Genomic DNA, 26302 nt, shown 5'->3' with positions numbered 1-26302 from the left:
CTGGCGCGTTGGCTATGCGGCCGGCCCGAAGGCACTGATCGCTGCCTTGAACAAGATGCAGTCGCAGAGTGTCTCTTCGGTATCCACCGTGGCCCAGGCAGCCGCCCTTGCCGCGCTGACCGGTGATCAGACCTTTGTCCGTGACGCTGCGGGCATCTTCGCCGGACGCGCAAAGATCGTAGCGGATCGGCTTGCCAACATTGCAGAGCTCGATTTCACCCCGCCGGATGGGGCCTTTTATGCCTTCATCGGTGTAGGCAGGCTTCTGGGCCGCAAGACGTTGGCGAGAGAACTCATCTCCGACGATACTGCTTTGGCCTCCTATTTGCTGCAGGAATTCGGCCTGTCCAGCGTTCCCGGGGCGGCATTCGGTGCGCCCGGCTTCATCCGATTGTCGATCGCGGCCTCCGATAGCCAACTGGAGAGCGCCTGCGAACGGCTGTCCGCAATGGTGCAATCGCTCGCTGCCGGCAGGTAGCGGGTCCACGGCGAAATCATCACAGACATAGTCAATCAGGAAGGATGGGCCCCGTCCCAGCTTCCCCAACAGGAGGGTAAACCCCATGAAAACAGAAGAACTGAAGCATGTCCTGGGAGCGGGTCTCCTTTCTTTCCCCGTGACCCATTTCGATGCCGATGGAAACTTCAACGCAAAAAGCTATGCCGAACATGTCGCCTGGCTGTCCAGCTTCGAGGCTGCGGCGCTTTTCGCGGCCGGGGGCACGGGCGAGTTCTTCTCGCTGACGCCGGAAGAAATTCCGCAAATAGTCCGCGTCGCCAAGGAGGCCGCCGGCAAGACACCGATCGTATCGGGATGCGGCTACGGAACGCCGGTTGCCGTGGCGATCGCCAAGTCCGTCGAGAAAGCCGGTGCCGACGGTATCCTGCTGCTCCCGCATTATCTGATCGACGCTCCGCAGGAAGGACTTTATCGGCATATCAAGGCCGTGTGCCAGGCAACCGGCATGGGTGTCATGGTCTACAACCGGGACAATTTGGTCCTTCAGGCGGATACGCTGGCCCGGCTTTGCGACGAATGCCCGAATCTCGTCGGTTTCAAGGATGGCACCGGTGACATCGGTCTCGTCCGACAGATCACGGCCAAAATGGGCGATCGCCTCACCTATCTCGGCGGCATGCCCACCGCAGAATTGTTTGCCGAAGCCTATCTTGGCGCGGGGTTCACAACCTATTCCTCGGCCGTCTTCAACTTCGTCCCAGGTCTAGCAATCGAATTCTACAAGGCGCTGCGAGCAGGCGAGCGGGGGAAATGTGAGACGATCCTCAATGACTTTTTCTACCCGTTCATGGCCATTCGCAATCGTGCCAAGGGGTATGCGGTTTCGGCCGTCAAGGCCGGCGTGCGGCTACAGGGTTTTGATGCCGGCTCCGTGCGTCCGCCATTGAAGGATCTCACTTCCGATGAGATGGGAATGATGGAAGCCCTGATCGGTAAATACAAGCGCTGAACGGCCCGCTTGAAGACGATAATGCGACCCCCAATCCGGGGCCGCATTGTTTCCCACTCTTGGATCGATAGTCCCTCAGTTCCCATCTATACGATTGGCATTAAGCTTCCTCTCTGTAATCCCGCTGGCTGACATAGATCAGGACCGCGATGATAGTGATGAAGAAACGGAAGGCGCTGTCGATGCCGTTCCACTCATGCGACATCCACATGCCAAACCACTCGCCGCCGACCGACATGAAACCCACTTGCCAAGTTAGGAAACCAAGGGTCAATCCGGCGATTGCCCATTTCTTGGAAACGTTAAAGACAGTGGCGGGAGCGCCGAGCTTTACCAGCATCGCATAAGCGCCGATCCAGCATAGAATAGCCGTCAATAGTTCGGCGGCGATAATCATGATGTAAGCGGACGTCTGGAGCGCTGGATTGGTAATGGCTCGATATTTGATCGTCGAACTCGGGTAGATCGAGTCTATGGCCAGGACGTGGTGGACAAATTGGTAATTCGTCCCGTAATCAGTGATATTTCCGAAAGAAACGAGCGATGCGAAAAAAGCAATGGCTGCGACAAGCGCTACCTTTGACAATCGACCGATTTGCATTTTTCTCTCCCGGTTTTACCATCTTTGTCGTTCGCTTATATTCCACTTATTCGAGATAAGGATAATTTTACCGTAATTAGCAATAGAAATATTGTGATTTACTTAGGGTGTCGCAAATAAGCGGCATTATGGAGCAAGTGCCACGAGGTACTTGCTCCTATGAACATCTAGGCAACCAAGTTTGACAGTGTGGAAGAGGCGCATCTTTAGCCGCCGCGCCTCCATTCGTTTTCAGGCATCGATGACACATCCAAGGCGAACGAGCGACGCATCAACCCACGACCGTTCATTCTTTCCGATCTTGATGTTATCCATCTGTGCGGTCTCGGCGGCATGCTTTTTGGATGCAGCGCTGAACACTTCCTCCACCAAGGCGAGTGGCACGGAAAGAAACCCGTCCGCATCTCCACAAACCAGATCGCCGGGATTGATAACCATGCCGTTGATCGCGATGGGAACGTTAACTTCGCCCGGGCCGTCCTTGTACGGGCCGCGATGAGTAACGCCTGCGGCGAAAACCGGAAACGATCCGGCGCTCAATTCCGCACTGTCGCGGATCGCTCCGAAAATAATAATACCGCCGAGACCACGCTGGGCAGCGTGCGCCACCATGAGCTCACCGATGATGGCGTTCGTTAGGTCGCCGCCCGCGTCCACGACGACAATGTCGCCGGGTTCAGCGATGTCGAGCGCCTTGTGAACCATGAGATTATCGCCCGGACGAGATTTGACCGTTATGGCAGCGCCGACCATCCGGCTTCCCGTGTAAAAGGGGCGTAGCGGCGCGCCGCCGGCCGTCATGCGAGACATGACATCGCTGACACAGGCGACCGGGAGATGCGCGAATTTCTCGACCCACTCCCTACCGACCTTTTGCTGTCTCTTGCAAACTCTGAAACCAAGCATTGCGTTATCCTCCCTGGAATGAATGTTTTCGTGAATTCTGCGGAACGGCCTCAGGCCAGATCCTTATTGGCAAGGGCGCGGCGATCGAAATCCTTCGTCGTAAGGACATCGACGATATGCTGCGCGCTCTGAACCGCCATGTTACGCAAGGCGGAGCGGCTTGCTCCGCCCACATGGGGCGTGGCGATGAGGTTGGGCAGCGCCCAGAACGGATGGTCCTGTCGCGGCGGTTCCTCCTCGAAACTGTCGAGAGCCGCGCCCGCGATCCGACCTTCGCTCAGTGCGCCAAACAGCGCAGCCTCGTCCACGACGGCGCCACGAGACGTGTTGACGAGAAAGGCCGTAGGCTTCATCCAGCCGAGACGTTCCTCCTCGATAAGGTGACGGGTTTCCGGCGTCAGAGGGCAGTGAAGACTGACGATGTCACTTGCCTCGATCGCCTCCCGCAGATCGCGTGTGACGCGTATGCCTTCGGCATCCTTTGCGAACGGATCGAACGCCAAGGCGTTCATACCCAATCCCTGCGCCAGCCTTGCGGTACGACGGCCGATCTCACCGAAGCCGACGACCCCAAAGTTCGCACCGGCCAGGTCCCGGCCGACATACTTCGTTTTTGGCCATTCGCCGCGCTTAACGGTCTCACTGAGGATCGGAACATCTTTCATCAAAGTCACGGCGAGGGTTATCGCCAGTTCAGCGACGGACTGGGCATTGGCGGCGAGCGCGCGCAGGACGGGGATATTGCGGGTGGTGGCGGCGACCAGGTCGATATTGTCGACACCGCTGCCGTGCTTGGAGATGACGCGCAATCGCGGGGATGCGGATATAACCTCTTCATCGATCTTTCCCTGCCTCACAAGGATCGCATCGATATTGTTTTCGGCGGCAATTTCGGCAAGTTTCTCCGAGCTGCTGTACCCATCGGCATAAATCGCCTTGATCCCGTTGCGCTCAAACAGCGCACCGGCCTCCGATGCGATCGCGGCCCCGGTGATAAGAACCACGGCCTGGCGCGAAGCCCTGTCACCCTCAGCGCCGGCCGTCACCGTCTCGCTGATTTCATTCATGTAAACCTCCCGATATTCGGCCCGCCACAGTCAGTTCCTGTGCCGGTTGACGTATTCTCAATATCGGGTATTGTACTAAATGAAAAGATGTTGTACCTAGTACAACGATTTTCACCGGGAGGTTTACCAAATGCCAGGAAATTCATCAGGCGTTGCCGCAGTCGAAAGGGCTGTCTCGTTGCTTGAGGCCTTCACCGACATGGATTATGCGTTGACGCTCGGAGAGCTTTCGCGTCGAAGCGAACTCGACAAATCGACTGTGCTGCGCATTGCTCGGTCGCTGGCGAAATCCTCCATGCTCATTCGAAACGACGACGGCAGCTGGCGCCTGGGACCAAAGCTGGTCCGTCTCGGCGCGCTCTATCAGTCGACTTTCAAGTCCTCAGCGGTGGTCGAGCCGCTGCTCGCGGAGATCAGCGACACCAGCGGTGAGAGTGCAGCTATCTATGTCCGCGAGGGCGATACGCGCGTCTGCCTGCATCGGCATGACTCAACCCAGTCCATCCGCCATTCGGCACGCATCGGCGACGCACTGCCGCTGGACCGCGGTGCGCCGGGTCGAGTGATCCTAGCATTTTCCGGAATGGGAGGTGCGATCTACGAACGCATACGCGAATTGGGCTACCATTTCACCAATGGCGAGCGCGATCCCCAGGTCGCGAGCATCGCCGTTCCCGTCTATCGCGACGGTCACAAGCTCTTTGGCTCCATGGCCTTGACCGGACCGCCATCGCGGTTCGGCGACGACGCTGTGAAAAAACACCTCGAAATTCTCCGCGCCGCGGCTCGCAAGTTGAGCGCGGCCATGGGGGGAGATCCCGGCTAGTTGGAGCGGGCGCCGGGCCCGCATATCGTTCTGGGAGGAACCTACGAATGCGACTTCTAAAAACCACCGTTCTGTCGGCGGGCACGCTGCTGTCAGCGATGGGAATTGCCCACGCCGAATGGCCAAAGGATCGTCCGATCCAGATGATCGTCGCCTTCGCGCCTGGCGGAAGCACGGATGTCATGGCCCGTGCAATGGAACCGTTCCTTGAAAAGGAACTTGGTGCAGACATCGTTATCGAAAACCGCCCCGGCGCGTCCGGAGAGATCGCCTATACCGCACTGGCCAAAGCCAAGCCGGATGGGTACACGTTCTCCTACATCAACACGCCCGGGTTCCTTTCGATGCAGGTGCAGCGAAAGCTCGGCTACGATCCCAAGACGATCAAGCCGGTAGCACGCATCGTAGACGATCCCGCGGCCATCGTGGTCCCCACGAAATCCGAAATCAAGACGGTTGCCGATTTCGTGGCGGCCGCTAAGGCAAAACCTGGCGCGATCTCCTATGGTTCGTCGGGTATCGGCACCGACGATCATTTGGCGATCATCATTCTGGGATCCGAAGCAGGCGCCCAAATCACCCATATTCCTTTCAACGGCGCGGGTGAAACACGCACGGCGATCCTCGGCTCGCAGGTCACGGGCGGCGGCTTGAACGTCAGCGAGTTCGCGGGAAACGATACGTCGGGCACGAGAATGATCGTAAGCTTTGGTGCGGAACGCTCGCCGCAACTACCCGACGTTCCAACGGCGATCGAATCCGGGTTCAATGTGGAGATGACATCGGAGCGTGGAATCGCGGCGCGCGCCGACGTTCCGGCTGAAATCTCAGCCAAAATGGCCGCAGCGGTCAAGGCGACGATCGACAATCCGGAATTCCAGGCGCAGGCAAAGAAGCTCGCGCTTTCTTTGGCCTATCTCAGCGGCCCGGACTGGGAAAAGGCCATGCCGGCTCGCCTTGAGCGGTTCCAGAAAATCTGGAACGAAACGCCGTGGGTGCAGCAATGACACCGGCGAACGGTTTTGCCGGTGGGGATCACCCTGACATACTCGCAGGTGTTCTGCTGATAGGATTGGGAGCGCTTGGCCTTTGGGCCGGGCGTGACCTTACCTATGGGACGCCGGCCATGATGGGGCCGGGATTTCTTCCCCTGTCGCTTTGCGTGATCATGATGGTGATTGGTGGATTCGTCCTGGTCAAAGGCTTGTCCAAGCCAGCCCAATCCGTCGCCACCGTGAACCTGCGGCCTCTTGCAATTCTTGTAGTTGCGATTGCCGGCTTTGCATTCACGGCGGAGAGCTTCGGCTTTGTGGTGGCGTCTGTCTGGTTGCTGATCGTCGGGAGTCTGGCCGATCCGGAATCCAGGTGGCGCGAGATTCTCATCTCAACGGCGATCCTGACGACGCTTGGCGCTCTCCTTTTCGTCTATGGGCTTGGCGTTCAGATGCCTGTCTGGCCTTTCTGACCAATATCCCCGTTTGATCGGACACTCCCATGGCATTTCTTGATGTACTAATGCTGGGCTTCTCAGAAGCCTTGACGCCAACCAACTTGCTGTTTTGCTTCATCGGCGCTCTTCTCGGGACTTTGATCGGCGTTCTTCCCGGCATCGGTCCAACCGCTACGGTCGCGATCCTGTTGCCCGTGACGTTCTTCCTGCCGCCGCTCGGCGCATTGATCATGCTTTCGGGCATTTTCTACGGCGCGCAATACGGTGGTTCAACGACGGCCATCCTCGTCAACCTGCCGGGCGAAGCATCAGCCGTGGTCACGGCCATCGACGGCTACCAGATGGCAAGGCAAGGACGAGCGGGCGCAGCGCTGGCGATCGCGGCGCTGGGGTCTTTCTTCGCCGGGACGGTCGCCACCATTGCGCTCGCGATCGCAGGCCCGACGCTGTCCTCGTTCGCCCTGTCCTTCGGTCCGGCGGAATACGTGGCTCTGTGCGTATTTGGATTGCTGGCGGCAACGATCCTCGCACACGGCTCGGTCATCAAGGCGATCGGCATGGTCTGCCTTGGCCTGGTGCTGGGCATGGTGGGCATCGACGTCAACAGCGGGTCGCCACGCCTGACATTTGGCTCGACCGATCTCTACGATGGCATTGAGTTCGTCGTGATCGCCGTCGGTCTGTTTGGTATTGCCGAGATCGCCACCAATCTGGAGTCGGCGGAGTCTCGCGGGGTGCTGCAAAGCAAGATCGGACGCCTGTGGCCGACAGGGGAAGAGTTCAAGCAGAGCTGGACGGCAGTCATGCGTGGGACCGCCGTCGGCACCATCCTTGGGGTGCTCCCAGGCGGCGGAGCGACGCTCAGCGCTTTCAGCGCCTACTCTGTCGAAAAAAAGATGTCGAAGAATCCGGAGAAGTTCGGCCATGGCGCCATCGCGGGTGTGGCTGGCCCGGAGGCCGCCAACAATGCCGGCGCGCAGTCTTCGTTCATCCCGCTGCTGACACTTGGCATCCCGTCGAACTCGATCATGGCCATGATGTTGGGGGCAATGACCATCCACGGCATTACGCCCGGTCCCTCGGTCATTCAAAACCAGCCCGGACTGTTCTGGGGCCTGGTCGCCTCGATGTGGCTCGGCAACGCGATGCTGCTGGTCATCAACTTGCCGCTCATCGGTCTCTGGGTAAAACTCCTGCAGATACCCTATCGCCTCATGTATCCGGCAATCCTGCTGTTCTGCTGTGTCGGCGTTTACAGCGTCAGCAATCGCGGTTTCGACGTTGCCCTTGTCATCCTGTTCGGCATTCTCGGCTACGTGCTGCGGAAGGCAAAATGCGAGCCCGGTCCGCTGCTGCTCGGCTTCGTCCTGGGTCCTCTGCTGGAGACCAATCTCAGGCGGGCGATGCTGCTGTCGCAAGGAGACTGGACCGTGTTCTTCAAGCACCCGATCAGCGGCACCCTTCTTGCGGTGACGGCGATCATGTTGCTCACCCTGGTGGTTCCGGCGATACGCAAGAACCGTAAAGAAGCGTTTGAGGCCAGCGAAGATTGAGCCCCAACCATCACTGGAAGGCGATGGTATGGATCGAAACGGCCATCGCCTTTGGCGCAAAGATGCGTCGTGATAGAACGAGGAAGGTCACAGTTGGGTAAAGTCAACCGTCGCATTCGAAGTGTGCTTTCACTGGATGACTTCGAAACTCGTGCGAGGCATCACCTGCCTCGGCCCCTCTTCGGATACATCGCCGGAGGGAGCGAAACAAACCTCTCTCTGCTCAGCAATCGTGCCGCCTTTCAGGATTATGGTTTTCTGCCGCGCGTTTTAACGGACGTCTCTGCACGCACGACGGAAACGATCCTATTCGGCAAACGCTACGCGGCGCCCTTTGGCATCGCCCCCATGGGGATTAGCGCGCTGATGGCCTACCGCGGCGATCTGGTTCTGGCCAAGGCCGCGGCAGCTTCCGGAATTCCAATGGTCATGAGTGGTTCGTCGCTGATACCGCTGGAGGACGTCGCGGCGCTGGCGGCGGACGCCTGGTTCCAGGCCTATCTTCCGGGCGAAATCGACAAGATCGACGCGCTCGTAGATCGCGTCGCCGCTGCCGGGTTCAAAACGCTCGTTCTCACGGTAGACACGGCAGCGCTGGCCAATCGCGAAAACAATATCCGTGCGGGCTTTTCGACGCCTTTGCGGCCGAGCTTGACGCACGCATGGCAAGGCTTGACCCATCCCCGATGGACATTTGGGACGTTCGTCCGGACTCTGGTTCGCCACGGAGTTCCGCATTTTGAGAACTCCTACGCTACAAGGGGAGCGCCGATCATCTCGGGCAACGTCATGCGGGACTTCGGAAAACGTGATCACCTCGACTGGAGACATCTTGCCCGTATCCGCGAACGATGGACAGGCACGCTGGTTGTGAAAGGGATCATGCATCAGGACGATGCCGCCAGAGCCGTTCAGCACGGCGTAGACGGTGTGATCGTCTCAAATCACGGTGGCAGGCAACTCGACGGAACGATCTCGCCCTTAAAGGCATTACCCGCCATTGCCGACCGCGTCGGCGATCGGGTCACGGTCATGATGGACGGAGGCATTCGTAGGGGTACGGACATAGTGAAGGCGCTTGCTTTGGGAGCACGTTTCGTGTTCGTCGGTCGCCCTTTCCTGTACGCTTCGGCAATTGGCGGGGAGGCTGGTGTGGCCATGGCGGCGGACATCCTGAAAACGGAACTTTATCGAAATATGGCGCTTCTCGGTGTCAGCCGGATTGAGGATATCAGCAAAACACTGCTCGTCGAGAGTTAGCGAAGCGACTTGGCATGAGCTGCCGCATGGGTGCCGGCAATCGCCTCATTCGGAAACATCACCGTCTTACACGCAAGAATATCATCGAGACGGCGCTTGCCTGCCTGAAACCGGCGGTTTCAGTGGCGCCGAGGTCCGTAGCAAGCCCCAACCTAGGATAGGATATGCGCAGGGGAGTAGCGCTGTCTTGGGACCTGCATCGCCAAGGCGCAAGCTGACCGGCAAGAGCCGTTGTTCCAGTTCTTGAGTGACTGATTGTGAAACATCCTAGCTTGTAATATTTCACAACATGTCTTAATCTTTGATGGAGGAGGATTACGGAGGTGCTAGCCATGTACGGTTTTGGAACTCGATAAAGACGATCGTTTTCTGATGCCAAAATGGCTTGTTCATGCCGTATTCGGAAAAGTGGTTTTCGCGTTTCATTTCGCGCGACCACCATGTGCAGGGAGGGTATATGAACATCGTTTTCCACGGAGAGAACGCCTGCTCGTTCAGCGAGGGCTTTCAGAACGAGCTGGATGCACCGGCCAATATCACGCTGTTGCCGGACCGTCTGGAAAGTGACGCTGACCGTAAGGCCTATGCAGATGCAGATGTCATCATTGGTGTGAAATTCGACACGTCGCTTCCGGTTCCAGCGCGGCTCGGTCTCTTTCATGTACCGGGTGCGGGTTACGATGCCGTCGACCTGGAAGCGGTTCCGGCATCTGCAGTCGTCTGCAATTGCTTTGGTCACGAGCAGGCCATTGCCGAATACGTTTTTGCCTCCATTCTCGACCGTCACGTGCCGCTCCGCGATGCGGATATGCGGCTTCGCGCCGGCGATTGGTCTTATACATCAGGGGCGATTTCCAGGGCCCATGACGAAATCGCTGGAAAGACCATCGGTCTGCTGGGCTTCGGCCATATCGGCAAGGCAATCGCCAAGCGGGCAAAAGCCTTCGAAATGGATGTGATCGTCGCCAACAGAAGCCCGGTGGAGCTATCGCCGATGGTCAATGCGTCGTTCACCCTCGATGCGCTGGTCGGCTTCTGGCCCGCTGCGGATTTCATTGTCGTCTCAATCCCATCGACACCAGAAACCAAGCGAATAGTCGGCAGGAATGCTTTTACCATGATGCGCAGCGATGCCGTTATCATGAATGTCGGGCGCGGTGCCACCATCGACGAGGACGCTCTTTATGAAGCGCTTGAGAACCGGTCCATCGGCGGGGCGGTGATCGACACGTGGTATAAGTATCCCGCCGCTAACCAGCAAGGTGTGATGCCTTCAACCAAGCCGTTCCATCAATTGTCCAATATCGTCATGACCCCGCACATGTCGGGCTGGACGTTGGGCACGATACGCCGGCGCAAAAACACAATCGCAGACAACATCAATCGCACTGCCCGTGGAGAGAGCTGCGTCAACATCGTGCGCGACAGCGTCCGCTGAAAACCGGACCGCCCGAAAGGGCACGCTTGGCGCGTCAGATCAGGTTTGGTGAGGAGCCGCTGGCACAGCGGAAAAGGGAGGAAGACATGACTTTCAGCAAAATGAAACAATTCGTTGCCACCGCCATTCTCGGCACAATGTTGATGGCCGGCGTAGGACACGCGGCATCCGTGACGGAGATCGTCAACAAGGGAACCGTCAAGATCGGCGTTCTTGTCGGCGCACCGCCCTATGGTTCGATTGATTCAACAGGCAACCCGGTCGGCTACGATGCGGATGTTGCAACGCTCGTCGGCAAATATCTGGGAGTGACCACGGAACTTGTTGCGCTGACGCCGCCTTCCCGCATTCCGGCTCTCGAATCGGGCAAGGTCGATTTCCTGGTGGCAACACTGGCGCCGACAGCCGAACGTGCCAAAGCCGTCATGTTCACGATACCCTATAGCGCGTTCCAGGTGGCGATCTATGCGCCCAAGGGAACCGCCATTTCCGGCTGGGATGATCTCAAAGGCAAGCGCGTCGGTGTCAACCGTGGCTCGAGTGTCGAGAAAACGCTGGTCGACCGCGGTCTGGAGGTCGTGCGTTTCGATGACGATGCCACCACCATCCAGGCGCTGTTTTCCGGCCAGGTCGATGCCGTGGCGGAACCGGATGCCCAAGCGAATGCGGCCCTGAAGATGCGGCCCAATGCAGACATGCAACAGAAATTCGTCTTCTCGGTCCAGCCCAACTCGATGACCGTTCGTCGGGACGAGTTCGAACTGCACCAGTGGCTCAACAATGTCATCTACATCATGAAGCAAAATGGCGAACTGGAAGCAATCAGCCAGAAGTGGGTGGGTTCGGCATTGCCCTCTCTTCCCACGTTCTGATTCACAGCGCATCCCGTCCACGGCGCACCAGAAGGTGCGTCGTGTTCTGTGCGACGAAGGGCATGACTGATGAATTTCCAATTGCAGTTTGCGGCGGTTCTCGCCGAACAGGATCTGCTTGTCCGTGGGGTTCTACTGACACTGGGTCTTTCGGCAGGTGCCATTATTCTCGGCACAGGCCTTGCTCTGGTGCTCGTTGGTGCACGGTTTCTGGGGAACGCGCCGGTGCGCTTTGCCATCGATACCTATGTCGAAATGCTGCGCAACACGCCATTCCTCATTCAATTGTTCATCATTTTCTTCGGCCTACCCTTGGCGGGCTTCAGGATGTCCGGCAGCCAGGCAGCCTTGCTGACCATGATCCTCAATCTGTCGGCATATTCGACCGAAATCATCCGTGCCGGCGTTGATGCCACCCACAAGTCCCAAATCGAGGCAGGCGTGTCGCTCGCGCTCTCGCGTCTTCAGGTCTTCGTGCATGTGGTTCTGGTGCCGGCACTGTCAAAAGTCTGGCCGGCGCTGTCCAGCCAATACGTGCTGATGCTTTTGGCATCGAGTATCGTGTCGTTCATATCCGTCGAAGAGCTGTCAGGCACAGCGGCGATCATCGAACAGCGGACGTTCCGTAGTTTCGAGACCTATATTCTCGCAACGCTCATCTATCTTGGCCTTGCACTGTCGCTGAAGGCATTGCTTTTTGCCATCGGCCGCATGGCCTTCCGTCCGGCCGGCGGAGACTCCCGCACCAGAGCAGGAGGTCACTCATGATCGAGTCATTCGGCTACCACGAATTTCTCTACCTGCTGCGTTCGGCTGGGTGGACGCTGGCACTAACTGCCATATCGCTGATCATCGGCGCTGTTGCCGGGGGCGTCATCGCAATAGCCAGATTGTCCCGGTTCACGGCCCTACGCCACGCAGCCGGCACGTTTATCGCCGTCATCCAGTCAATTCCGGTGCTGATGGTGTTGTTCCTCTCCTATTACGGACTTTCCTTCGCAGGGCTTGAACCGCCACCGCTGCTAGCCGCCTCGCTGTCGCTCGGTGTTTATGTCAGTGCCTATCTCGCCGAAATATGGCGCGGCGCTATCGAGGCTGTTCCGGTGCAGCAATGGGAGGCGTCGGAATCGCTCGCCATGACCCGTGGCCAGCAATACTACTATGTGATCCTGCCTCAGGCGGTTGCCATTTCGCTGCCGCCGACCGTCGGCTTCATCGTCCAACTCGTGAAGAATACCTCGATCGTCTCGGTCGTCGGTTTCGTCGAGCTGTCGCGCGCCGGCCAGCTCATCAACAATGCCACGTTCGACCCCTTCCGTGTATTCGGTGCGGTCGCAGTCATTTACTTCCTGATCTGCTTTCCCCTGTCCAGGCTGAGCAGGTATTTCGAAAGGGTCCTCAATGTCGGCCGTAACAATTGATTCCGTCCACAAGCGTTTCGGCGCGCTCGAAGTCCTCAAGGGCATTTCCATGAGCGTGGAACAGGGGCAGGTTGTAGCACTGATCGGCCGGAGCGGATCAGGCAAGAGTACCCTCCTGCGCTGTATCAACGGGCTGGAGCGCATCGAGTCCGGCAGCATCACCGTCGCCGGCCACGCTGTATCGCAGGAACCGGAGAAACTGCGCTCGCTGCGCAAGGATGTCGGCATCGTATTCCAGAGCTACAATCTCTTTCCGCATCTGACGGTCGGCAAAAACATCATGCTGTCGCCGCGGATCACGCAGAAGGTTTCCTATGCCCAATCGCGGGAAAGGGCTGAAAAGGTTCTCGCCCAGGTCGGATTGCTGGAGAAATTCGATGCCTATCCCGACCAGTTGTCCGGCGGCCAACAGCAGCGTGTGGCGATTGCCCGTTCGCTCGCCATGCGTCCAAAGGTGATGCTGTTCGACGAGGTGACATCGGCGCTCGATCCGGAGCTGACGGGCGAGGTGTTGCTGGTCATGGAACGATTGGCCCGCGAAGGCATGACTATGCTGCTGGTGACGCACGAAATGAGTTTCGCCCGTTCCGTGGCCAATGTGACCGTCTTCATGCATCAGGGCAAGATCTGGGAGCAGGGGCCGTCGGCCGATCTTTTTGCAAACCCGAAGACGGAAGAACTGCGTAACTTCATCCGGGTCGAACGCAACTAAATCGGCCACATAGAAACGCCCCCCGGCAACCAATTATATGCCGGGTTCACGTCTATGCAGGGATAGATCGATTACGGCAGCGCCACTTCAAATGGCTCGACGAGGTCCTGCAATACGGTATCGCCGCCCGTGCCCGTGTGCATCATCGTCATCGAGAAGACGGCGTTGTCACCAAGCGGTGTCAGCCTGTGATGCCAGACTGCCTTTGCATAGGTGACGGCCTGGGTCGGTGCGCAGACGAAAGCGCGCGCCGTTGCCTCCTCTGGGCCGGAAGGGCCGGTTTCGCAGACAATGATCACTGATGACGCACCGCTCAGTGTCACAAAGGTTTGGGCCGAGAACGGGTGCTGTTCCAGCTGCCGGACAGCCACCGGCTGTGGGCCGGTGACCGTCCGCATAAGCTGGAAGACAGGTATCTGCGCATCGGACGTCGCATCATAGGCCTGGTCCACGCTTACCAGTCCGGTTGCGTGCGGTATCTGCGTAACGGTTCCGAAGGGTGCAAATGCCTCGGCGGACAGAGGCGTGGCAGTGATCACTCGCATTGTTTGATTATCCCGGAAACTCAAGCTGGACTTTCATAGCGCTTGTGCGGTCGGAGGCAATGTCGAACGCCTGCACCGCTCGCTCAAACGGCAAGCTGTGCGTGATTAGCGGTTTGACATCAATGAGACCTTGGCTCATCAGGTCGATCGCAAGCTGAAACTCAGTGTCGAAACGGAATGTCCCGCGAAGCTGAAGCTCCTTGGCGACGAGCACATTGATCGGCAAGGTGATATCCCCGCCCAAACCGAGCTGAACGATGATGCCGCCAGCGCGAAGAGCGGGAAGTGCGCTAAGCAGGGCAGCCGGGTTGCCGGAGGCTTCGAACAAGACGTCGAAGGTTCCCTTGCCCTTACACCACGGCTGAAGCCCATCCGGCTCCTCTGTCGTGTTGATCGTGGCAGTCGCACCGCAAGCACGGGCTGTTTTCAAGGCGAATTCACCGATATCGGTCGCAACGATTTCGCTTGCGCCGCTGAAGCGGGCAACCAGCACGGCCAGGCAGCCGATCGGTCCGGCGCCCGTCACCAGCACGCGCCTGCCCATCAGCGAACCCGCTCGCCTGGCGGCATGCAGGCACACGGCCAGAGGCTCGGCAACGGCTGCTTCGGCCATGGTCATCGTATCGGCAATCGGAATGGCCTGGAAGGCATTGACCGTCACCCGTTGACGGAAGCCGCCCTGGGTGTGGGGCATGCGCATGGCGCTTCCCATAAACTGCATGTCGAGGCACTGGTTATGGGTGCCTGCGTGGCAGTATTCGCAGACATTGCACGGACCGGCGGGGTTGACGGCAACCCGCATGCCCGCAACGAGATGCAAGACACCACTGCCGACCTTGTCGATGGTTCCGGCAATCTCGTGGCCGAGAGCCATAGGCTCCTTCAGCCGGATCGTGCCCGTTCCACCATTGTGATAATAATGCAAGTCCGACCCGCATATGCCACCGGCATTGATGCCGATGCTGACCTGACCCGGTCCGGGTTCAGCCGTGGGTACTGGCTCTATGCGCAGGTCTTTCGGTGCGTGAAGTATGACGCCAAGCATAACGATTTCCTATCGAACGGGAACAGCGGGCGCGCCTGCTGTCTGGGGAAGAGTGTCTGATGGCATTCTCAAAGAACCGACAGCATGCCGCCATCGACATAGATGATCTGGCCGTTGACGTAGGCGGAGGCGTCGGACGCGAGGAAAATCGCAGTGCCGATCAGTTCCTCCGGCTTGCCCCAGCGCTTTGCCGGCGTGCGGCCTTTAACCCAGGCGTCGAATTGTGGATTGTTGACCAGAGCCTCGTTCATGTCGGTCAGCATATAGCCTGGACCGATCGCGTTGGCGGTGATGCCATGAATGGCCCATTCGGCAGCCATGGAGCGGGTCAGCATCTTGATGCCGCCCTTGGCGACCGTGTAGGGTGCAACGGTTGCGCGTGCCAACTCGCTGGTCAGTGAGCCGATATTGATGATCTTGCCGTATTCGCGGACGATCATTCGCTTTGCTGCTTCGCGGCCGATCACGAAAGCGCTGGTCAGGTTGGTGTCTATGACCTTTTGCCATTCGGATGTCGTCAGTTCGACCATCGGCTTGCGCAGTTGGATCCCGGCATTGTTGACGAGAATGTTGACTTGTAGACTTTCGGCGTCGAAACGTTCGAATGCCGCAATGATCTGCGCCTCGTCGGTCACGTCAAAAGCCGCCTCGTGAACCGTGATGCCCTGATCGCGCAGGGCCATTGCTGCTTGCGCCAAGCTGCCGGCACTGGTGCCGTTGAGAACAAGGGTGGCGCCGGCAGCACCCAGTCCGCTGGCGATAGCGTATCCGAGTCCGCGTGACGAGCCGGTGATCAGCGCCGTTTTGCCGGCGAGGTCGAACAATTGCTTGGACATGGTTTTTCCCTCATGCTTCCGTTGTGCGGACGATAAGGTCCGGGCGTTCGAATACCGAAGGCAGTAGCTCGACACCAAGCCCCGGTCCTTCCATCGGGTAGACATAACCGTCCTTGATTTTCGGAACGACCGTCACAAGTTCCTTGTACCAACCCGTATAGAAAGCCCGAACCGATTCCTGGATCAACGTATTGGGCTGGCTGAACGACATATGGACCGCCGCGGCAAAGCCGACGGGGCCGATGCAGTCATGCGGAGCGAACGGCCGATGATATGTTTCGGCCATCGCGGCGATCTTGCGTCCCTCGGTCAAGCCCCCGGTCCAGCATAGATCTACCATCACCACATGCGCGGCGTCGCGATCCAGCATATCCTTATAAGGCCAGCGGGATCCTAGCGTTTCGCTGGCGCATACCCAGACGTCGGTCGAACGGGCATATTCCGCCAGAGCCTGGGGCGAGTTCATGCGGATCGGGTCTTCGTACCACATCGGCATGTAGGGCTCGAGGGCACGGGCGATCTTCATGGCAGCCGGCAGATTCCAAAGGGAGTGGAATTCCACCATGATGTCCATCCGGTCTCCCACCGCTTTACGGATCTTCTCGAACGGTTCGATTGCCTTTTTCATCTGCTCGGCGGAAATATAAAGGCCGTTGTTCTCGATGGCGGCAGGGTCGAAAGGCCAGATTTTCATGGCGTTGACCCCGCTTTCAAGCAGATTTTCCGCCAGCGCTCCGGCATCCGTCATGAAGCCTTCGAGATCTTCATAGGGACCGGCTGCGTCGCTTTTCCTGAAATTCCAATTGGAGACAGGCTTGATATTGTTGGACCGCACGTAACCGTAGCCGGCGCAGGTATTGTAGATGCGCAACTTGTCGCGGCACAGCCCGCCGAGCATCTGATGCACCGGCAGATCGCACACTTTTCCGAACAGGTCCCAAAGGGCGATATCGATGGCGGAGGCGGCACGATACTCGACACCCGTGGAAGACTGGGCCATGGGCAGGTTGAGCATCTCCTTGTGGAGGGCCTCGATATGCAGCGGGTTCTTGCCGATCAGCCGGCCGCACAGCGTGTCATGGATGTGCGCCTCGACGGCACCCGCGCCATAGAAGGTTTCTCCAAGGCCGATTATGCCAGCATCCGTATGAACCCTGACCCATAGAACGTTCGCGAACTCCTGCGTCCGCAGGGTCTCAATCCGGGTAATTTTCAACGGTATCTCCTCTCCGCCATTCGATCACAGATCGAACCCACCTCAGTCAGGTGACAACGGCGCAATCGCGCTGTCCCGCCTCACTCCTGACCTGCATGAGAAGGAACATAGAGTGGCCTGTAAAATATCACAATATTTTTTGAAGTTATTTTTTGCGAATACGACCGTGACCGGTTAGATTCAGAACCCGGATCAACGGATTGGATCATGGCCACTTTAAAAAACAAAAAAGATGAAAACGAAGGAAATAGCGCAAAAACCGGCGAAGGCAGGCGGCGTAACGCGGTCAACCTCGTTGAGCAAGCGTATGAGCGCATTGAAAACCTGATCATCAGTTGCGATCTGAAACCGGGCGCGTTTCTTGCCATTCAGGACCTTGTGGAGATCACGGGATATAGTCGCACACCCGTACATCAGGCCGTTAACAAACTTGCGGCCGATACGCTTATCATCATCCGGCCTCGCCATGGCTTGCAGATCGCGCCGATCGATCTTGCAAGAGAGCGGATGCTGCTGCGGCTGCGCAAGGATCTGGAGCGTTTCGTTGTCACGCTTGCTGCGGAGCACTCCACAGCAACACATCGCTCACAGATGCTTCATATAACGCGAAATCTTCAGGAACAGCGCGATACCATGTCGATCAGCGAGTTCAACGCCTTCGATCGCCGGATAGACAAGCTTGTGCTGCTGGCAGCCGGGGAACCTTTTCTGGAGCATACGCTACGTCCCCTCCACACATTGTTCAGACGCATCGGCCTGATTCATCACGTGAATATCGGTGGAAGCGACAGCCTCTCTGGAACCGTCAATGTGCACATCAAGCTGCTTGAGGCCATTGTCAAACGGAATGTAGCTGAGGCGGTGGAGGCGTCGGATTCCTTAATCTCCTTTGTCGACGATATGCTCGATGCCATTGAGAAGAAGATTGATCCTGCCATTTTGGACTGCAGTTTTGACGCGCTGCCTGGTTGCCAGACGGATGTTTACAGCCGACTGCCGGCCAGCTCCGTCACCCACAGTTGAAGGCGCGCACGGCGAACGTGCAGCTTATGCAATCAGCACTGGGAAGCAGCGTAGCCAAGCTTTATGCATGAAGCTCGACTTTCCGGCCGTTACAACGAAGGAATTTCTCCTGGTCGATCTGGTCAACAACCTCAAGCGGCTTGCCGAAGACGAGAACGGAATGCTTGACCGCATCAGGACGGAGGCAAGAAACACGATCAGGATAGCCTGCGCCGCGGTCAAGAACATTGTCGGAGATCAGGATCAGTTGGCGCTGCTGCTGGCGCAGATTGGCACCTCACGTGCAGCTAGACAATCTCATCGACTGCGCCATCCACGAATGAGTTCTCGAAGCTTGTGGCCTGCAGGTAGAATTCCTTCGGCCGAGCAATGTGGCTGCGGATTATCTCGGCTAGTCGGTCGCTGTCGCCGTCGCGGATGGCATCAATCATCGCGAAATGATCCTTGATCGCCACCTCGCGCATCTCCTCGTTCGGAAAGGCGCGGGTGCGGATCGGATGGGTAGAGAAGGTGTAGTGCTGAATCGCCTCCGCGAGTCGTCGATTGCCTGCCTCGGCGTAAAGCATCTCATGGAACTGGTTGTTGAGGAGAAAGATCTCCGAAAAACGCTGCGCCCTTGACGCATCGCGGTGCCGAGTCGCCACTTTCATCAGCGCAGCAACGATCTCGGGTGAGGCGGGCTTTGAGAAATGCCTTGCCGCCTGTGTTTCCAGGCACTCGCGAATTTCATATAATTCTTCCACTTCGCGCACCGAATAATCGCGCACATGCACGCCCTTATTCGGCTGACGGATGACGAGGCCAACCCTCTCCAGTTCATCGAAGGCTCGGCGAACGCCGTGTCGCGTCGCACCGGTGCGGGCCATAATTTCGTCCTCGATAAGCCGCTCGCGGGGATGGCAGACACCGGAGATGATCTTGCGCTGGAGGTCTCGATAGACCGCTTCCCAGCTGCCGTGTTTTTCAGTCGTATCATTCATTTATTCGCATCCGGGATCGTTCTCTTTGAAAACAGGATTAGCGCATCTTCCTATTCAATACAATCATCGTTGACATTATCGATAATCTTACCTACAAAATCGCGACAGAGGAGAACGACATGGACGTTAGCGCAGCCAGACCGGCCGTGCAGACACAACTCGTTTTGATCTGTTCTCGGGAGGAGTGGATAAATGCTTAGACTGAACAATCAGGGTCTTGCCTCGGCCCTTCTGGCGGGAATCAGCACGTTTGCAGTTCCCCTTGCGACCGCAGACGCGCAAAAATTAAGCCGAGGCGGCCAACTGCGTGTCGGCATTTCACAAATGGCGCCATCTCCCGATCCTGTGGTGACCACCTTCGGCGTCAACTGGGCAACGGCCTATGTCGTCTGCGAAGGGCTGTTCGCATTGGACGAAAACTGGACGCCGCAGGTGATGCTGGCGGACAGCTTTGCCTACAGTGACGATGGTCTGAAGCTAACCGTGACGCTACGGCCGGGGCTCAAGTTTCACTCCGGTGCCCCGATGACTTCGGGGGATGTGGTGGCCTCACTTCTTCGTTTCCGGGAAGCCGCGGGTATTGGCGCTTCGCTGAAAGCCGTGACATCTTCGATAAAGCCCGTGGATGCCCATACCATTGAGTTCGATTTGATAAGCCCGAGCGCGATTTTGCCCGGTCTCCTGGCGGGTGCCCAGGCATCAATCATGTCCACTCGATCTCTCGAGGGTGCTTCGCCGACCATCGGAACCAGAGGTTTGGACTGCGCAGGTCCCTACAAGCTTGCCAACTATCAGCCTGACCAAGGTGCAAAGCTGGTGCGGTGGGAGGAGTATAAGAGCCGCAGCGAGCCATCCTCAGGCCTCGCCGGAATGAAGCACGCCTATGCAGACGAGATCGATCTTAAGTTGATGCCGGAGCCTTCGGTGCGGCGCGATGCGCTCATTACCGGCCAGATCGATATTGCACGCGAAATGCCGACGGATTTCTATGAGACGCTGAAGAGCAATGTCGGCACAGAGCCGGTCGTTGTCCCGAACAACCAGTCACTGGCGGTTGTGTTTAATACGAAGGAAGGGTTGGCTGCCGACATCAACTTGCGTCGGGCAATCTACCATGCACTGCAAATGGAGCCGATTATGCAGGCCTCCGTTGGCGATCCTGAGTTCTATAACCTGGATCCAAGCTGGATCCCGGACCCGAACTCCTTCTGGTACACCAAGGCTGGCGTGCCGGCCGACTTTGGCAAGCCGAACGCCCAAAAGGTTAAGGACTATCTGGCGAAGTCGAAATACAACGGCGAGCCGATCCGGTGGCTCGTTGCGAGCGAGCAGTATCAAAAACACTATCTCACAGCGATCACCGCCAGCCAGCAGCTTGAAGAATTCGGCATCAACGTTGAAATCGTACAGCAGCCGATGGCCAACTATATCCAGGCCCGAGCCAATCCCGCGCAGATGGATGCCTTCTCAAGCTTCCTGCCCACCTATGTGGATCCGACCGCGATTGCCTATCTCAACCCGACCTATCCTGGCTTCTGGACGGATCCGGAGAAGATGGATCTGATGAGTAAGATCGTAACGACGATTGACCCCAAGGAGCGCAAGGCAATCTTTGAAAAAATACACGCCCTCATCTACGACCAGTTCCCGTTCATCAAATACGGAACCGAGGCGAACATGTACGGCATCCGCGAGGGGGTTGGTAACCCGCCGCGCGTTCCTGCACGTTCGGATGACCTGTTCAACGTAGCACCTCCGGCAGGGAAATGAGGATGACCTCGCTGGATCAAAGCTTGCCCAAGGATATGGATAAGGGCGAGGCGGCGACAATCGTCTCCACTCACCGTCCATTCTGGCAGAGGCTTCTCACGAATCCTGCAGCCGTCTTTTCCATCGTCGTCCTGCTTGTCCTTGGTGCCGGTGCGCTTCTCGCGCCGGTCATTGCACCCGGCAATCCCATGCGGGTCAGCCCGGCGCAGCGATTCACCCCGCCGGGCCTAGAGCATCTCTTCGGGACGGACAATCTCGGGCGCGATATGTTCAAGCTGGTCCTGCACGGGTCGCAGACATCGTTGCTTGTCGGCCTGGTGGTGACGGGGATTTCCATGTCTATCGCTATTATCCTGGGCGTACTCTCCGGCTTCTACCGCAAGGTGGATATGGTGCTGATGCGGTTCGTGGATGGCCTCATGGCCTTTCCGGGCATCGTGCTTGCAACGGCTGCCGCCGGCATCATGGGCCCGAGCGTCAGCACCGTTATCACATCGCTGTCGCTCGTCCTGATTGCTCCCTCCTTGCGTATTGTGCGCGGGCAGGTTCTCGTGGTGCGCGAATTGCAGATGATCGAGGCGGCGCGGGCAACAGGTGTCCCCACGCTTCGCATTCTCACCAAATATGTGTTGCCTGCGGTCAGTTCACCCATCCTGGTGCAGACATCCTTCATTTTCTCGGCAGCAGTACTGGGCGAGGCGGGTCTTAGTTTCATCGGCGTGGGCATTGGTTCCAAGGATCTCAGCTGGGGAAATGCGCTTACCGAAGCCCGCAACTATATCGGACAGGCACCATGGATCGTGCTCTTCCCCGGGCTCGCGCTGATGTTGACGATCCTTTCCCTCAATCTGTTGGGCGATGCGTTGCGTGATCTGCTCGATCCTCGATTGGCAAGGAGGCGCTGACATGTTTCAATATCTCGGCAAACGTCTCCTGCTCACCCTCCCGACAATCTTTGTGCCCCTGATTCTGGTCTTTCTGTTGCTGCGCCTGGCGCCGGGAGACCCCGCCGGAATGATGCTGGGCGACCAGGCAACGACGGATCAGATCGCTGCACTTCGGGTGGAGCTCGGCCTCGATCAGCCGATCTTCGTGCAGTTTCTGCTGTGGTTGAAGAACATCGTGACGCTTGACTTCGGGCAGTCGATTTTCTTCCGGAAATCTGTCATGAGCATCATTCCCGATTATGCCGGCGTTACCATCCTGTTGACGCTGGTGGGGCTCACGCTTGCCGTTCTCATCGGCGTGACACTGGGCATCGTCTCGGCCATGAACCGGGGCAACCCCGTCGGTCGCGGTGTCGTCGTGAGTGCGGTTCTGGGTATCTCGCTGCCTGAGTTCTGGTTCGCCCTGCTGCTCATATTCCTGTTTTCTGTCACGCTACGCTGGTTTCCGGTGGCTGGCTACAATCCGCCCTCGGCGGGCCTTATCGCCTTCGCCGCCACCATTTTTCTTCCGGCACTTGCTCTCGGCGTGCGCCAGTCGGCCCTGATGACCCGCATGATGCGTTCCTCGATGCTGGACGTGCTGAACGAGCCTTACATCACGACTGCGCGCGCCCAAGGATTGCCCGAGCGTAAGGTGATTGGAAGCTACGCGTTACGCACTGCATCCATTCCGGTCATCACCGTCATCGGGCTGGCCGCAGGGCATATGTTAGGCGGTGCGGTGGCGATCGAGATCATTTTCGCGCTGCCGGGGCTAGGACGCATGTTGGTGGAAGCCGTTGCACGGCGCGATTATCCTCTCGTCGAGGGCGGCGTGCTGACCATTTCGCTGATCTTGGCGGCCCTTAATCTGGCGATTGATATCGTCTACGCCATTCTCGATCCACGGATACGTTACCGATGACCAAGATCATTTCAATGGGGACGCCGCTCGGTCTGGAGCATGGACCGCCTCATCCCGTTCTCAGCGTCGAGAACCTCTGTCTGTCGTTCCGCAATGAAGGCGGTCTGCTGCCGATCGTGACTGATGTATCGTTTACGATTGGCCGTGGGCAGGCTGTGGCACTCGTCGGAGAATCGGGCTGCGGTAAATCGATTACAGCCAGCGCGATCATGGGACTTGCGCCGGACAATGCGGTGATTACCGGTGAAATTCACCTCAACGGTCAACGCATCTCGGGTCTGCCCGCGAAGGAACGGCGAAGACTCTGCGGTCGGCATATGGGCTTCATTTTCCAGGAACCGATGACTGCACTACATCCCACCCTGACCATCGGTCGGCAAATGACGGATACGCTGCGCCACAACCTCAACCTCGGCAGGACTGCCTCCCGTGACCGAGCGGCCGAACTCCTGGCGAAGGTGGGCATTCCGAGGGCACGCAGTATTCTCGATGGCTATGTCCATGAACTTTCAGGCGGCATGCGTCAGCGCGTGATGATCGCGCTTGCCATTTCCTGTGGCCCATCGCTTATCATCGCGGATGAGCCGACCACAGCTTTGGACGTGACGATACAAGCCCAGGTTCTGGATATTCTGGAGGATATGCGCCACGAACTTGATCTAGCGATGCTGTTCATCACCCATGATCTGGAGGTTGTCGGCGATTTCTGCGATCAGGCCGTTGTCATGTATGCGGGCGAAGTCGTGGAACGGGCAGCGAGCCGGGCGATCGGTAAGACGCCTCGGCATCCTTACACCCGCGGGCTCATCGACGCCATTCCGGCGCACGGGCAGACTTGCAACCGCCTGACGCCGATTCCCGGAACGGTTCCTCCGGTCGGCGCATGGCCGCCGGGCTGCCGATTTGCTCCGCGTTGCGGACGCGCCGACAGACAATGCCACGACCATCCAATACTTGACTCTGTCGGTGCCTCGCTTGCTCGTTGCTGGCACCCTGTCGAGGAGACCGCATGATGAATGGCGTCAATCCGCAGGTCTCCGATGCGCCCGTCCTCGATGTGCGAGGCCTTTCGAAATCTTTCAAGGCTGTTTGTGCCGTGCGCAACGTCTCGTTCTCCGTGGCAAGGGGGCAGACCTTCGGCATTGTCGGTGAATCTGGCAGCGGCAAATCGACGACAGCCAGGCTGGTGCTGAGATTGATCGAGCCGACCGCGGGCAAAATCCACTTCCAGGGGGCGGATCTGGCTGCGATGAAACGGGAAGAATTGCGCCGTCAACGCCGGCACATGCAGATGATCTTCCAGGATCCGTTCGGCTCCCTCAACGGACGCATGACGGTTCGCGAAACGCTGGTCGAGCCGCAGCTCGTGCATGGTATTGGTACGCCAGCCTCCCGGATCGAAACCGCCCGCAGCATGCTGGCTGAAGTCGGCCTGCCATCAGCAGCGCTCGATCGGTTTCCACATGAATTCTCAGGCGGCCAGCGCCAACGGATTGCCATTGCGCGTGCGCTCGCGACAGGGCCTGACCTGATTGTCGCGGACGAACCGGTGAGCGCGTTGGATGTATCGGTCCAGGCCCAGGTGTTGAACCTGATGCGGGATATCCAGGACCGGCACGGTACAACTTTGCTCTTCATCTCGCACGACTTGCGGGTCGTGCAGTTCATGTGCGACATCATTGCCGTCATGTATCTCGGCGAGATCGTCGAGCAGGGACCGCGCGATCGCCTCTATGGCGCGCCGGCCCATCCCTACACCCAGGCGCTGCTCGCCTCCGCTCCCGGCAAGGGTTCGGGCAAGCGGACACGGCTCACCGGCGAGATACCAAGCGCCCACGCTGCGCCAAGTGGTTGCGCCTTTCGCACGCGTTGTCCGCATGCCCATGAGCGGTGCGCGCGGGAAGCGCCGGCCATGCACGCCCTTGGCAGCGGGCAGCAAGCAGCATGTCATCTATTCGATGGGGCCGCGAGCGCATGATGGCCCCTGTCGATGTTTCAAGTCGCGGAGCCGCCTATCGCGGGCTCTATGACAAAGACGGTTTTCGCTTCCTCGGGATACCTTACGGCAAAGCGCCTGTCGGCGCCTTACGGTTTCAGCCACCACAGGCTGTTGCCCTGACCGGCATGGTTGACGCGACGCGTGCGGGAAGAGCTCCGCCGCAGGTGCCGCGTCCGATGCCGGCCTGGGCACCGCGCAACACCGGTTTCGAGGTCGGCGAAGACTGTCTGAACCTCAATGTGTTCACGCCGGGGCTCGAAGGCAAGCGACCTGTCATCGTCCATGTCTTCGGTGGAGGATTTCAGACAGGTTCCGCAAATGGCGGCTATCAGGATGATATGGGCTTTGCATCCGCTGGCGATGTCGTTCTCGTGAGACCGAATTTTCGCATCGGCGCGCTGGGTTTTCTTGCTCTTGGCGCGCAAATGGGGGATGCCGCACCCGCCAATCGCGGCATGCTCGACCTCGTTGTCGCGCTAGAATGGGTGGCAAAGCATGTTGCTGACTTCGGCGGCGATCCGGGCAATGTGACGCTGCTTGGTCTGTCCTCCGGCGCCTTCATGATCGGCAGCCTGTTTGGTATGGAGGGCGTCGGCCATCTCTTCCATAGGGCCTGGATGATGAGCGGATCGGCAAGTCGTATCATTGACATCGATACGGCGAGAGCCATGACGCAGGATTTCCTCGAACGCGCTGGAATCCGTCCCGGCGATCGGGCGGCGCTGGAAAATCTGCCGGTCGAGACCGTTCTGAGCCTTCAGGAGCAGATCGTTGCAACGGATCTGGGTGAGCGCAACGCGCCTGGAGGCCATACGTTCGGCATAATCCTCGACGGAACAAGCCTGAAGCGTCACCCCCTGGAAGGGCTCGCTTCAGGCGAATTCCGCGACAAGCCGATCGTGGTCGGCTGGACACGTGACGAGGCGCGCATGTGGTACGCATGCGGCATCATGCAGCCGCCTGAGAGCCGGGAGCGGCTTCTTGCAACCATTCGCCGGTTTTTTCCGGATCGGGAGAAGGCAACTTTGGCAACGCTGCAAGCAGCCTATCCGGGTGCCAGCTTTGCGGAACTTGAAGAGAGGTTCCTTTCAGTGACCATTTATCGCGGTCCCGCTCAGCGCACCGCCGAGACGCATGGCAGGGCAGGTGGGCGGGCCTTCGCTTACGAGTTCTGCTGGGTTCCGGATTTCGAGGGTGGCAGGCTGGGAGCGTCCCACGGTTTTGACGAGCCCTTCATCTTCGGCAATGTCGAGGCCGAGAGAGTCCCGCTCGCCAGGGGGCGAACCGAAGCTCAGCAACTCGCTCGGGAGATGTCTGGAGAATTGGTCCGTTTCGCACGCACCGGAGCACCTTCCTGGCCAGATTTTTGCCAATCGGGCCAGATCAAGCAGTTGCGCTAAGCGTTGGCGCGGAGATGCTTATACGATCATCATCGTCGTCTGGAACGGTCTCGCTGGCGATC

At 58.4% G+C, this 26302-nt stretch carries 27 protein-coding genes; 19 read left to right on the top strand and 8 right to left on the bottom strand.

Annotated features, from left to right (window positions below; genetic code table 11):
• Together IEX53_RS18030 and kdgD are read left to right on the top strand one after the other, a co-directional pair.
• Positions 1–478 (top strand): aminotransferase class I/II-fold pyridoxal phosphate-dependent enzyme (locus IEX53_RS18030; RefSeq protein WP_188825567.1); only part of this gene is annotated, 478 nt, incomplete at its 5' end.
• Between the two features lie 85 nt (positions 479–563).
• Positions 564–1469, top strand: coding sequence for a 5-dehydro-4-deoxyglucarate dehydratase (gene kdgD / locus IEX53_RS18025; protein WP_188825566.1), 906 nt, complete (start codon positions 564–566; stop codon positions 1467–1469).
• A 100-nt stretch (positions 1470–1569) separates the two neighbouring features.
• Here the strand turns inward: kdgD and IEX53_RS18020 are convergent, their stop codons facing one another.
• From IEX53_RS18020 to IEX53_RS18010, 3 genes are all read right to left on the bottom strand, one after another.
• Positions 1570–2070, bottom strand: a complete 501-nt coding sequence (locus IEX53_RS18020) for a DUF2165 family protein (protein ID WP_188825565.1) — start codon at positions 2068–2070, stop codon at positions 1570–1572.
• Between the two features lie 231 nt (positions 2071–2301).
• Positions 2302–2976, bottom strand: a complete 675-nt coding sequence (locus IEX53_RS18015; protein ID WP_188825564.1) for an RraA family protein — start codon at positions 2974–2976, stop codon at positions 2302–2304.
• A 50-nt stretch (positions 2977–3026) separates the two neighbouring features.
• Positions 3027–4043, bottom strand: coding sequence for a hydroxyacid dehydrogenase (locus IEX53_RS18010; protein ID WP_188825563.1), 1017 nt, complete (start codon positions 4041–4043; stop codon positions 3027–3029).
• 130 nt (positions 4044–4173) lie between these two features.
• Between IEX53_RS18010 and IEX53_RS18005 the strand changes: the two genes are divergently transcribed.
• The 10 genes from IEX53_RS18005 to IEX53_RS17960 all read left to right on the top strand — a co-directional run bounded on the left by IEX53_RS18005 (position 4174) and on the right by IEX53_RS17960 (position 13575).
• Positions 4174–4869, top strand: coding sequence for an IclR family transcriptional regulator (locus IEX53_RS18005; RefSeq protein WP_188825562.1), 696 nt, complete (start codon positions 4174–4176; stop codon positions 4867–4869).
• A 47-nt stretch (positions 4870–4916) separates the two neighbouring features.
• Positions 4917–5876 carry a tripartite tricarboxylate transporter substrate binding protein gene (locus IEX53_RS18000; protein ID WP_188825561.1) on the top strand — a complete coding sequence of 320 codons (960 nt, stop codon included), beginning with the start codon at positions 4917–4919 and terminating at the stop codon, positions 5874–5876.
• Positions 5873–6334: a tripartite tricarboxylate transporter TctB family protein gene (locus tag IEX53_RS17995; RefSeq protein ID WP_188825560.1), complete on the top strand. Its 462-nt coding sequence runs from the start codon at positions 5873–5875 to the stop codon at positions 6332–6334. Before IEX53_RS18000 ends, IEX53_RS17995 begins: the two co-directional genes overlap by 4 nt.
• A gap of 29 nt (positions 6335–6363) precedes the next feature.
• Positions 6364–7872, top strand: coding sequence for a tripartite tricarboxylate transporter permease (locus tag IEX53_RS17990; protein ID WP_188825559.1), 1509 nt, complete (start codon positions 6364–6366; stop codon positions 7870–7872).
• Positions 7873–7965: 93 nt separating this feature from the next.
• Positions 7966–9132 (top strand): alpha-hydroxy acid oxidase, encoded by a 1167-nt coding sequence (locus tag IEX53_RS17985; RefSeq protein ID WP_236016259.1) that lies wholly within the window; start codon positions 7966–7968, stop codon positions 9130–9132.
• A gap of 457 nt (positions 9133–9589) precedes the next feature.
• Positions 9590–10570, top strand: a complete 981-nt coding sequence (locus IEX53_RS17980) for a 2-hydroxyacid dehydrogenase (protein ID WP_188825558.1) — start codon at positions 9590–9592, stop codon at positions 10568–10570.
• A gap of 86 nt (positions 10571–10656) precedes the next feature.
• Positions 10657–11442 (top strand): transporter substrate-binding domain-containing protein, encoded by a 786-nt coding sequence (locus IEX53_RS17975; RefSeq protein ID WP_188825557.1) that lies wholly within the window; start codon positions 10657–10659, stop codon positions 11440–11442.
• 69 nt (positions 11443–11511) lie between these two features.
• Positions 11512–12210, top strand: a complete 699-nt coding sequence (locus IEX53_RS17970) for an amino acid ABC transporter permease (protein ID WP_188825556.1) — start codon at positions 11512–11514, stop codon at positions 12208–12210.
• Positions 12207–12863, top strand: a complete 657-nt coding sequence (locus IEX53_RS17965; RefSeq protein ID WP_188825555.1) for an amino acid ABC transporter permease — start codon at positions 12207–12209, stop codon at positions 12861–12863. Before IEX53_RS17970 ends, IEX53_RS17965 begins: the two co-directional genes overlap by 4 nt.
• On the top strand, positions 12844–13575 hold the full coding sequence (locus IEX53_RS17960; protein WP_188825554.1) for an amino acid ABC transporter ATP-binding protein: 732 nt from the start codon (positions 12844–12846) through the stop codon (positions 13573–13575). The genes IEX53_RS17965 and IEX53_RS17960 overlap by 20 nt, the downstream gene beginning before the upstream one ends.
• A 71-nt stretch (positions 13576–13646) precedes the next feature.
• Here IEX53_RS17960 and IEX53_RS17955 read toward each other — a convergent pair whose 3' ends face one another.
• The 4 genes from IEX53_RS17955 to IEX53_RS17940 form a co-directional block, all read right to left on the bottom strand.
• Complete coding sequence (locus tag IEX53_RS17955) at positions 13647–14120, bottom strand: ureidoglycolate lyase (protein WP_188825553.1); 474 nt, start codon at positions 14118–14120, stop codon at positions 13647–13649.
• 7 nt (positions 14121–14127) lie between these two features.
• A complete protein-coding gene (locus IEX53_RS17950; protein WP_188825552.1) occupies positions 14128–15165 on the bottom strand; it encodes an L-idonate 5-dehydrogenase in 1038 nt (345 codons plus the stop codon).
• 68 nt (positions 15166–15233) lie between these two features.
• Positions 15234–16001, bottom strand: a complete 768-nt coding sequence (locus IEX53_RS17945; protein WP_188825551.1) for an SDR family oxidoreductase — start codon at positions 15999–16001, stop codon at positions 15234–15236.
• A 10-nt stretch (positions 16002–16011) separates the two neighbouring features.
• A complete protein-coding gene (locus tag IEX53_RS17940; RefSeq protein WP_188825550.1) occupies positions 16012–17217 on the bottom strand; it encodes a mandelate racemase/muconate lactonizing enzyme family protein in 1206 nt (401 codons plus the stop codon).
• Between the two features lie 207 nt (positions 17218–17424).
• On the opposite strand from IEX53_RS17940, the gene IEX53_RS17935 reads away from it, so the two are divergent.
• Positions 17425–18240 carry a GntR family transcriptional regulator gene (locus IEX53_RS17935; protein WP_188825549.1) on the top strand — a complete coding sequence of 272 codons (816 nt, stop codon included), beginning with the start codon at positions 17425–17427 and terminating at the stop codon, positions 18238–18240.
• Positions 18241–18527: 287 nt separating this feature from the next.
• On the opposite strand, the gene IEX53_RS17930 is transcribed toward IEX53_RS17935, so the two are convergent.
• Complete coding sequence (locus IEX53_RS17930) at positions 18528–19220, bottom strand: GntR family transcriptional regulator (protein ID WP_188825548.1); 693 nt, start codon at positions 19218–19220, stop codon at positions 18528–18530.
• A 192-nt stretch (positions 19221–19412) separates the two neighbouring features.
• Between IEX53_RS17930 and IEX53_RS17925 the strand changes: the two genes are divergently transcribed.
• The 6 genes from IEX53_RS17925 to IEX53_RS17900 are packed head-to-tail and all read left to right on the top strand — an operon-like array spanning position 19413 to position 26240.
• Positions 19413–20990: an ABC transporter substrate-binding protein gene (locus tag IEX53_RS17925; RefSeq protein WP_188825547.1), complete on the top strand. Its 1578-nt coding sequence runs from the start codon at positions 19413–19415 to the stop codon at positions 20988–20990.
• Between the two features lie 2 nt (positions 20991–20992).
• Positions 20993–21895, top strand: coding sequence for an ABC transporter permease (locus IEX53_RS17920; protein WP_236016258.1), 903 nt, complete (start codon positions 20993–20995; stop codon positions 21893–21895).
• A 1-nt stretch (position 21896) separates the two neighbouring features.
• Positions 21897–22841 (top strand): ABC transporter permease, encoded by a 945-nt coding sequence (locus IEX53_RS17915; protein ID WP_188825546.1) that lies wholly within the window; start codon positions 21897–21899, stop codon positions 22839–22841.
• Positions 22838–23854, top strand: a complete 1017-nt coding sequence (locus IEX53_RS17910; RefSeq protein WP_236016257.1) for an ABC transporter ATP-binding protein — start codon at positions 22838–22840, stop codon at positions 23852–23854. The genes IEX53_RS17915 and IEX53_RS17910 overlap by 4 nt, the downstream gene beginning before the upstream one ends.
• Positions 23854–24819: an ABC transporter ATP-binding protein gene (locus IEX53_RS17905; protein WP_188825573.1), complete on the top strand. Its 966-nt coding sequence runs from the start codon at positions 23854–23856 to the stop codon at positions 24817–24819. The genes IEX53_RS17910 and IEX53_RS17905 overlap by 1 nt, the downstream gene beginning before the upstream one ends.
• The gene (locus IEX53_RS17900; protein WP_188825545.1) at positions 24786–26240 is read left to right on the top strand and encodes a carboxylesterase/lipase family protein; all 1455 of its coding nucleotides are present in this window, start codon (positions 24786–24788) and stop codon (positions 26238–26240) included. Before IEX53_RS17905 ends, IEX53_RS17900 begins: the two co-directional genes overlap by 34 nt.
• The last annotated feature ends 62 nt before the right edge of the window (positions 26241–26302 follow it).

The organism is Paramesorhizobium endophyticum, from assembly GCF_014640615.1.
Taxonomy (GTDB): Bacteria; Pseudomonadota; Alphaproteobacteria; order Rhizobiales; family Rhizobiaceae; genus Paramesorhizobium; species Paramesorhizobium endophyticum.
The sequence above is the reverse complement of the archived record's forward strand: the minus strand, read 5'-3'. Positions and strand labels throughout refer to the sequence as shown.

Coding starts and splice junctions, on each gene's coding strand:
- IEX53_RS17955 (WP_188825553.1), bottom strand. CDS start 14,120: ATGCGAGTGATCACTGCCACGCCTCTGTCCGCCGAGGCATTTGCACCC.
- IEX53_RS18020 (WP_188825565.1), bottom strand. CDS start 2,070: ATGCAAATCGGTCGATTGTCAAAGGTAGCGCTTGTCGCAGCCATTGCT.
- IEX53_RS17930 (WP_188825548.1), bottom strand. CDS start 19,220: ATGAATGATACGACTGAAAAACACGGCAGCTGGGAAGCGGTCTATCGA.
- IEX53_RS17990 (WP_188825559.1), top strand. CDS start 6,364: ATGGCATTTCTTGATGTACTAATGCTGGGCTTCTCAGAAGCCTTGACG.
- IEX53_RS17980 (WP_188825558.1), top strand. CDS start 9,590: ATGAACATCGTTTTCCACGGAGAGAACGCCTGCTCGTTCAGCGAGGGC.
- IEX53_RS17935 (WP_188825549.1), top strand. CDS start 17,425: ATGGCCACTTTAAAAAACAAAAAAGATGAAAACGAAGGAAATAGCGCA.
- IEX53_RS17915 (WP_188825546.1), top strand. CDS start 21,897: ATGTTTCAATATCTCGGCAAACGTCTCCTGCTCACCCTCCCGACAATC.
- IEX53_RS17995 (WP_188825560.1), top strand. CDS start 5,873: ATGACACCGGCGAACGGTTTTGCCGGTGGGGATCACCCTGACATACTC.
- IEX53_RS17905 (WP_188825573.1), top strand. CDS start 23,854: ATGAATGGCGTCAATCCGCAGGTCTCCGATGCGCCCGTCCTCGATGTG.
- IEX53_RS17945 (WP_188825551.1), bottom strand. CDS start 16,001: ATGTCCAAGCAATTGTTCGACCTCGCCGGCAAAACGGCGCTGATCACC.
- IEX53_RS17950 (WP_188825552.1), bottom strand. CDS start 15,165: ATGCTTGGCGTCATACTTCACGCACCGAAAGACCTGCGCATAGAGCCA.
- kdgD (WP_188825566.1), top strand. CDS start 564: ATGAAAACAGAAGAACTGAAGCATGTCCTGGGAGCGGGTCTCCTTTCT.
- IEX53_RS17970 (WP_188825556.1), top strand. CDS start 11,512: ATGAATTTCCAATTGCAGTTTGCGGCGGTTCTCGCCGAACAGGATCTG.
- IEX53_RS18015 (WP_188825564.1), bottom strand. CDS start 2,976: ATGCTTGGTTTCAGAGTTTGCAAGAGACAGCAAAAGGTCGGTAGGGAG.
- IEX53_RS17910 (WP_236016257.1), top strand. CDS start 22,838: ATGACCAAGATCATTTCAATGGGGACGCCGCTCGGTCTGGAGCATGGA.
- IEX53_RS17965 (WP_188825555.1), top strand. CDS start 12,207: ATGATCGAGTCATTCGGCTACCACGAATTTCTCTACCTGCTGCGTTCG.
- IEX53_RS17920 (WP_236016258.1), top strand. CDS start 20,993: ATGACCTCGCTGGATCAAAGCTTGCCCAAGGATATGGATAAGGGCGAG.
- IEX53_RS18000 (WP_188825561.1), top strand. CDS start 4,917: ATGCGACTTCTAAAAACCACCGTTCTGTCGGCGGGCACGCTGCTGTCA.
- IEX53_RS17975 (WP_188825557.1), top strand. CDS start 10,657: ATGACTTTCAGCAAAATGAAACAATTCGTTGCCACCGCCATTCTCGGC.
- IEX53_RS17900 (WP_188825545.1), top strand. CDS start 24,786: ATGTCATCTATTCGATGGGGCCGCGAGCGCATGATGGCCCCTGTCGAT.
- IEX53_RS17960 (WP_188825554.1), top strand. CDS start 12,844: ATGTCGGCCGTAACAATTGATTCCGTCCACAAGCGTTTCGGCGCGCTC.
- IEX53_RS17925 (WP_188825547.1), top strand. CDS start 19,413: ATGCTTAGACTGAACAATCAGGGTCTTGCCTCGGCCCTTCTGGCGGGA.
- IEX53_RS18010 (WP_188825563.1), bottom strand. CDS start 4,043: ATGAATGAAATCAGCGAGACGGTGACGGCCGGCGCTGAGGGTGACAGG.
- IEX53_RS18005 (WP_188825562.1), top strand. CDS start 4,174: ATGCCAGGAAATTCATCAGGCGTTGCCGCAGTCGAAAGGGCTGTCTCG.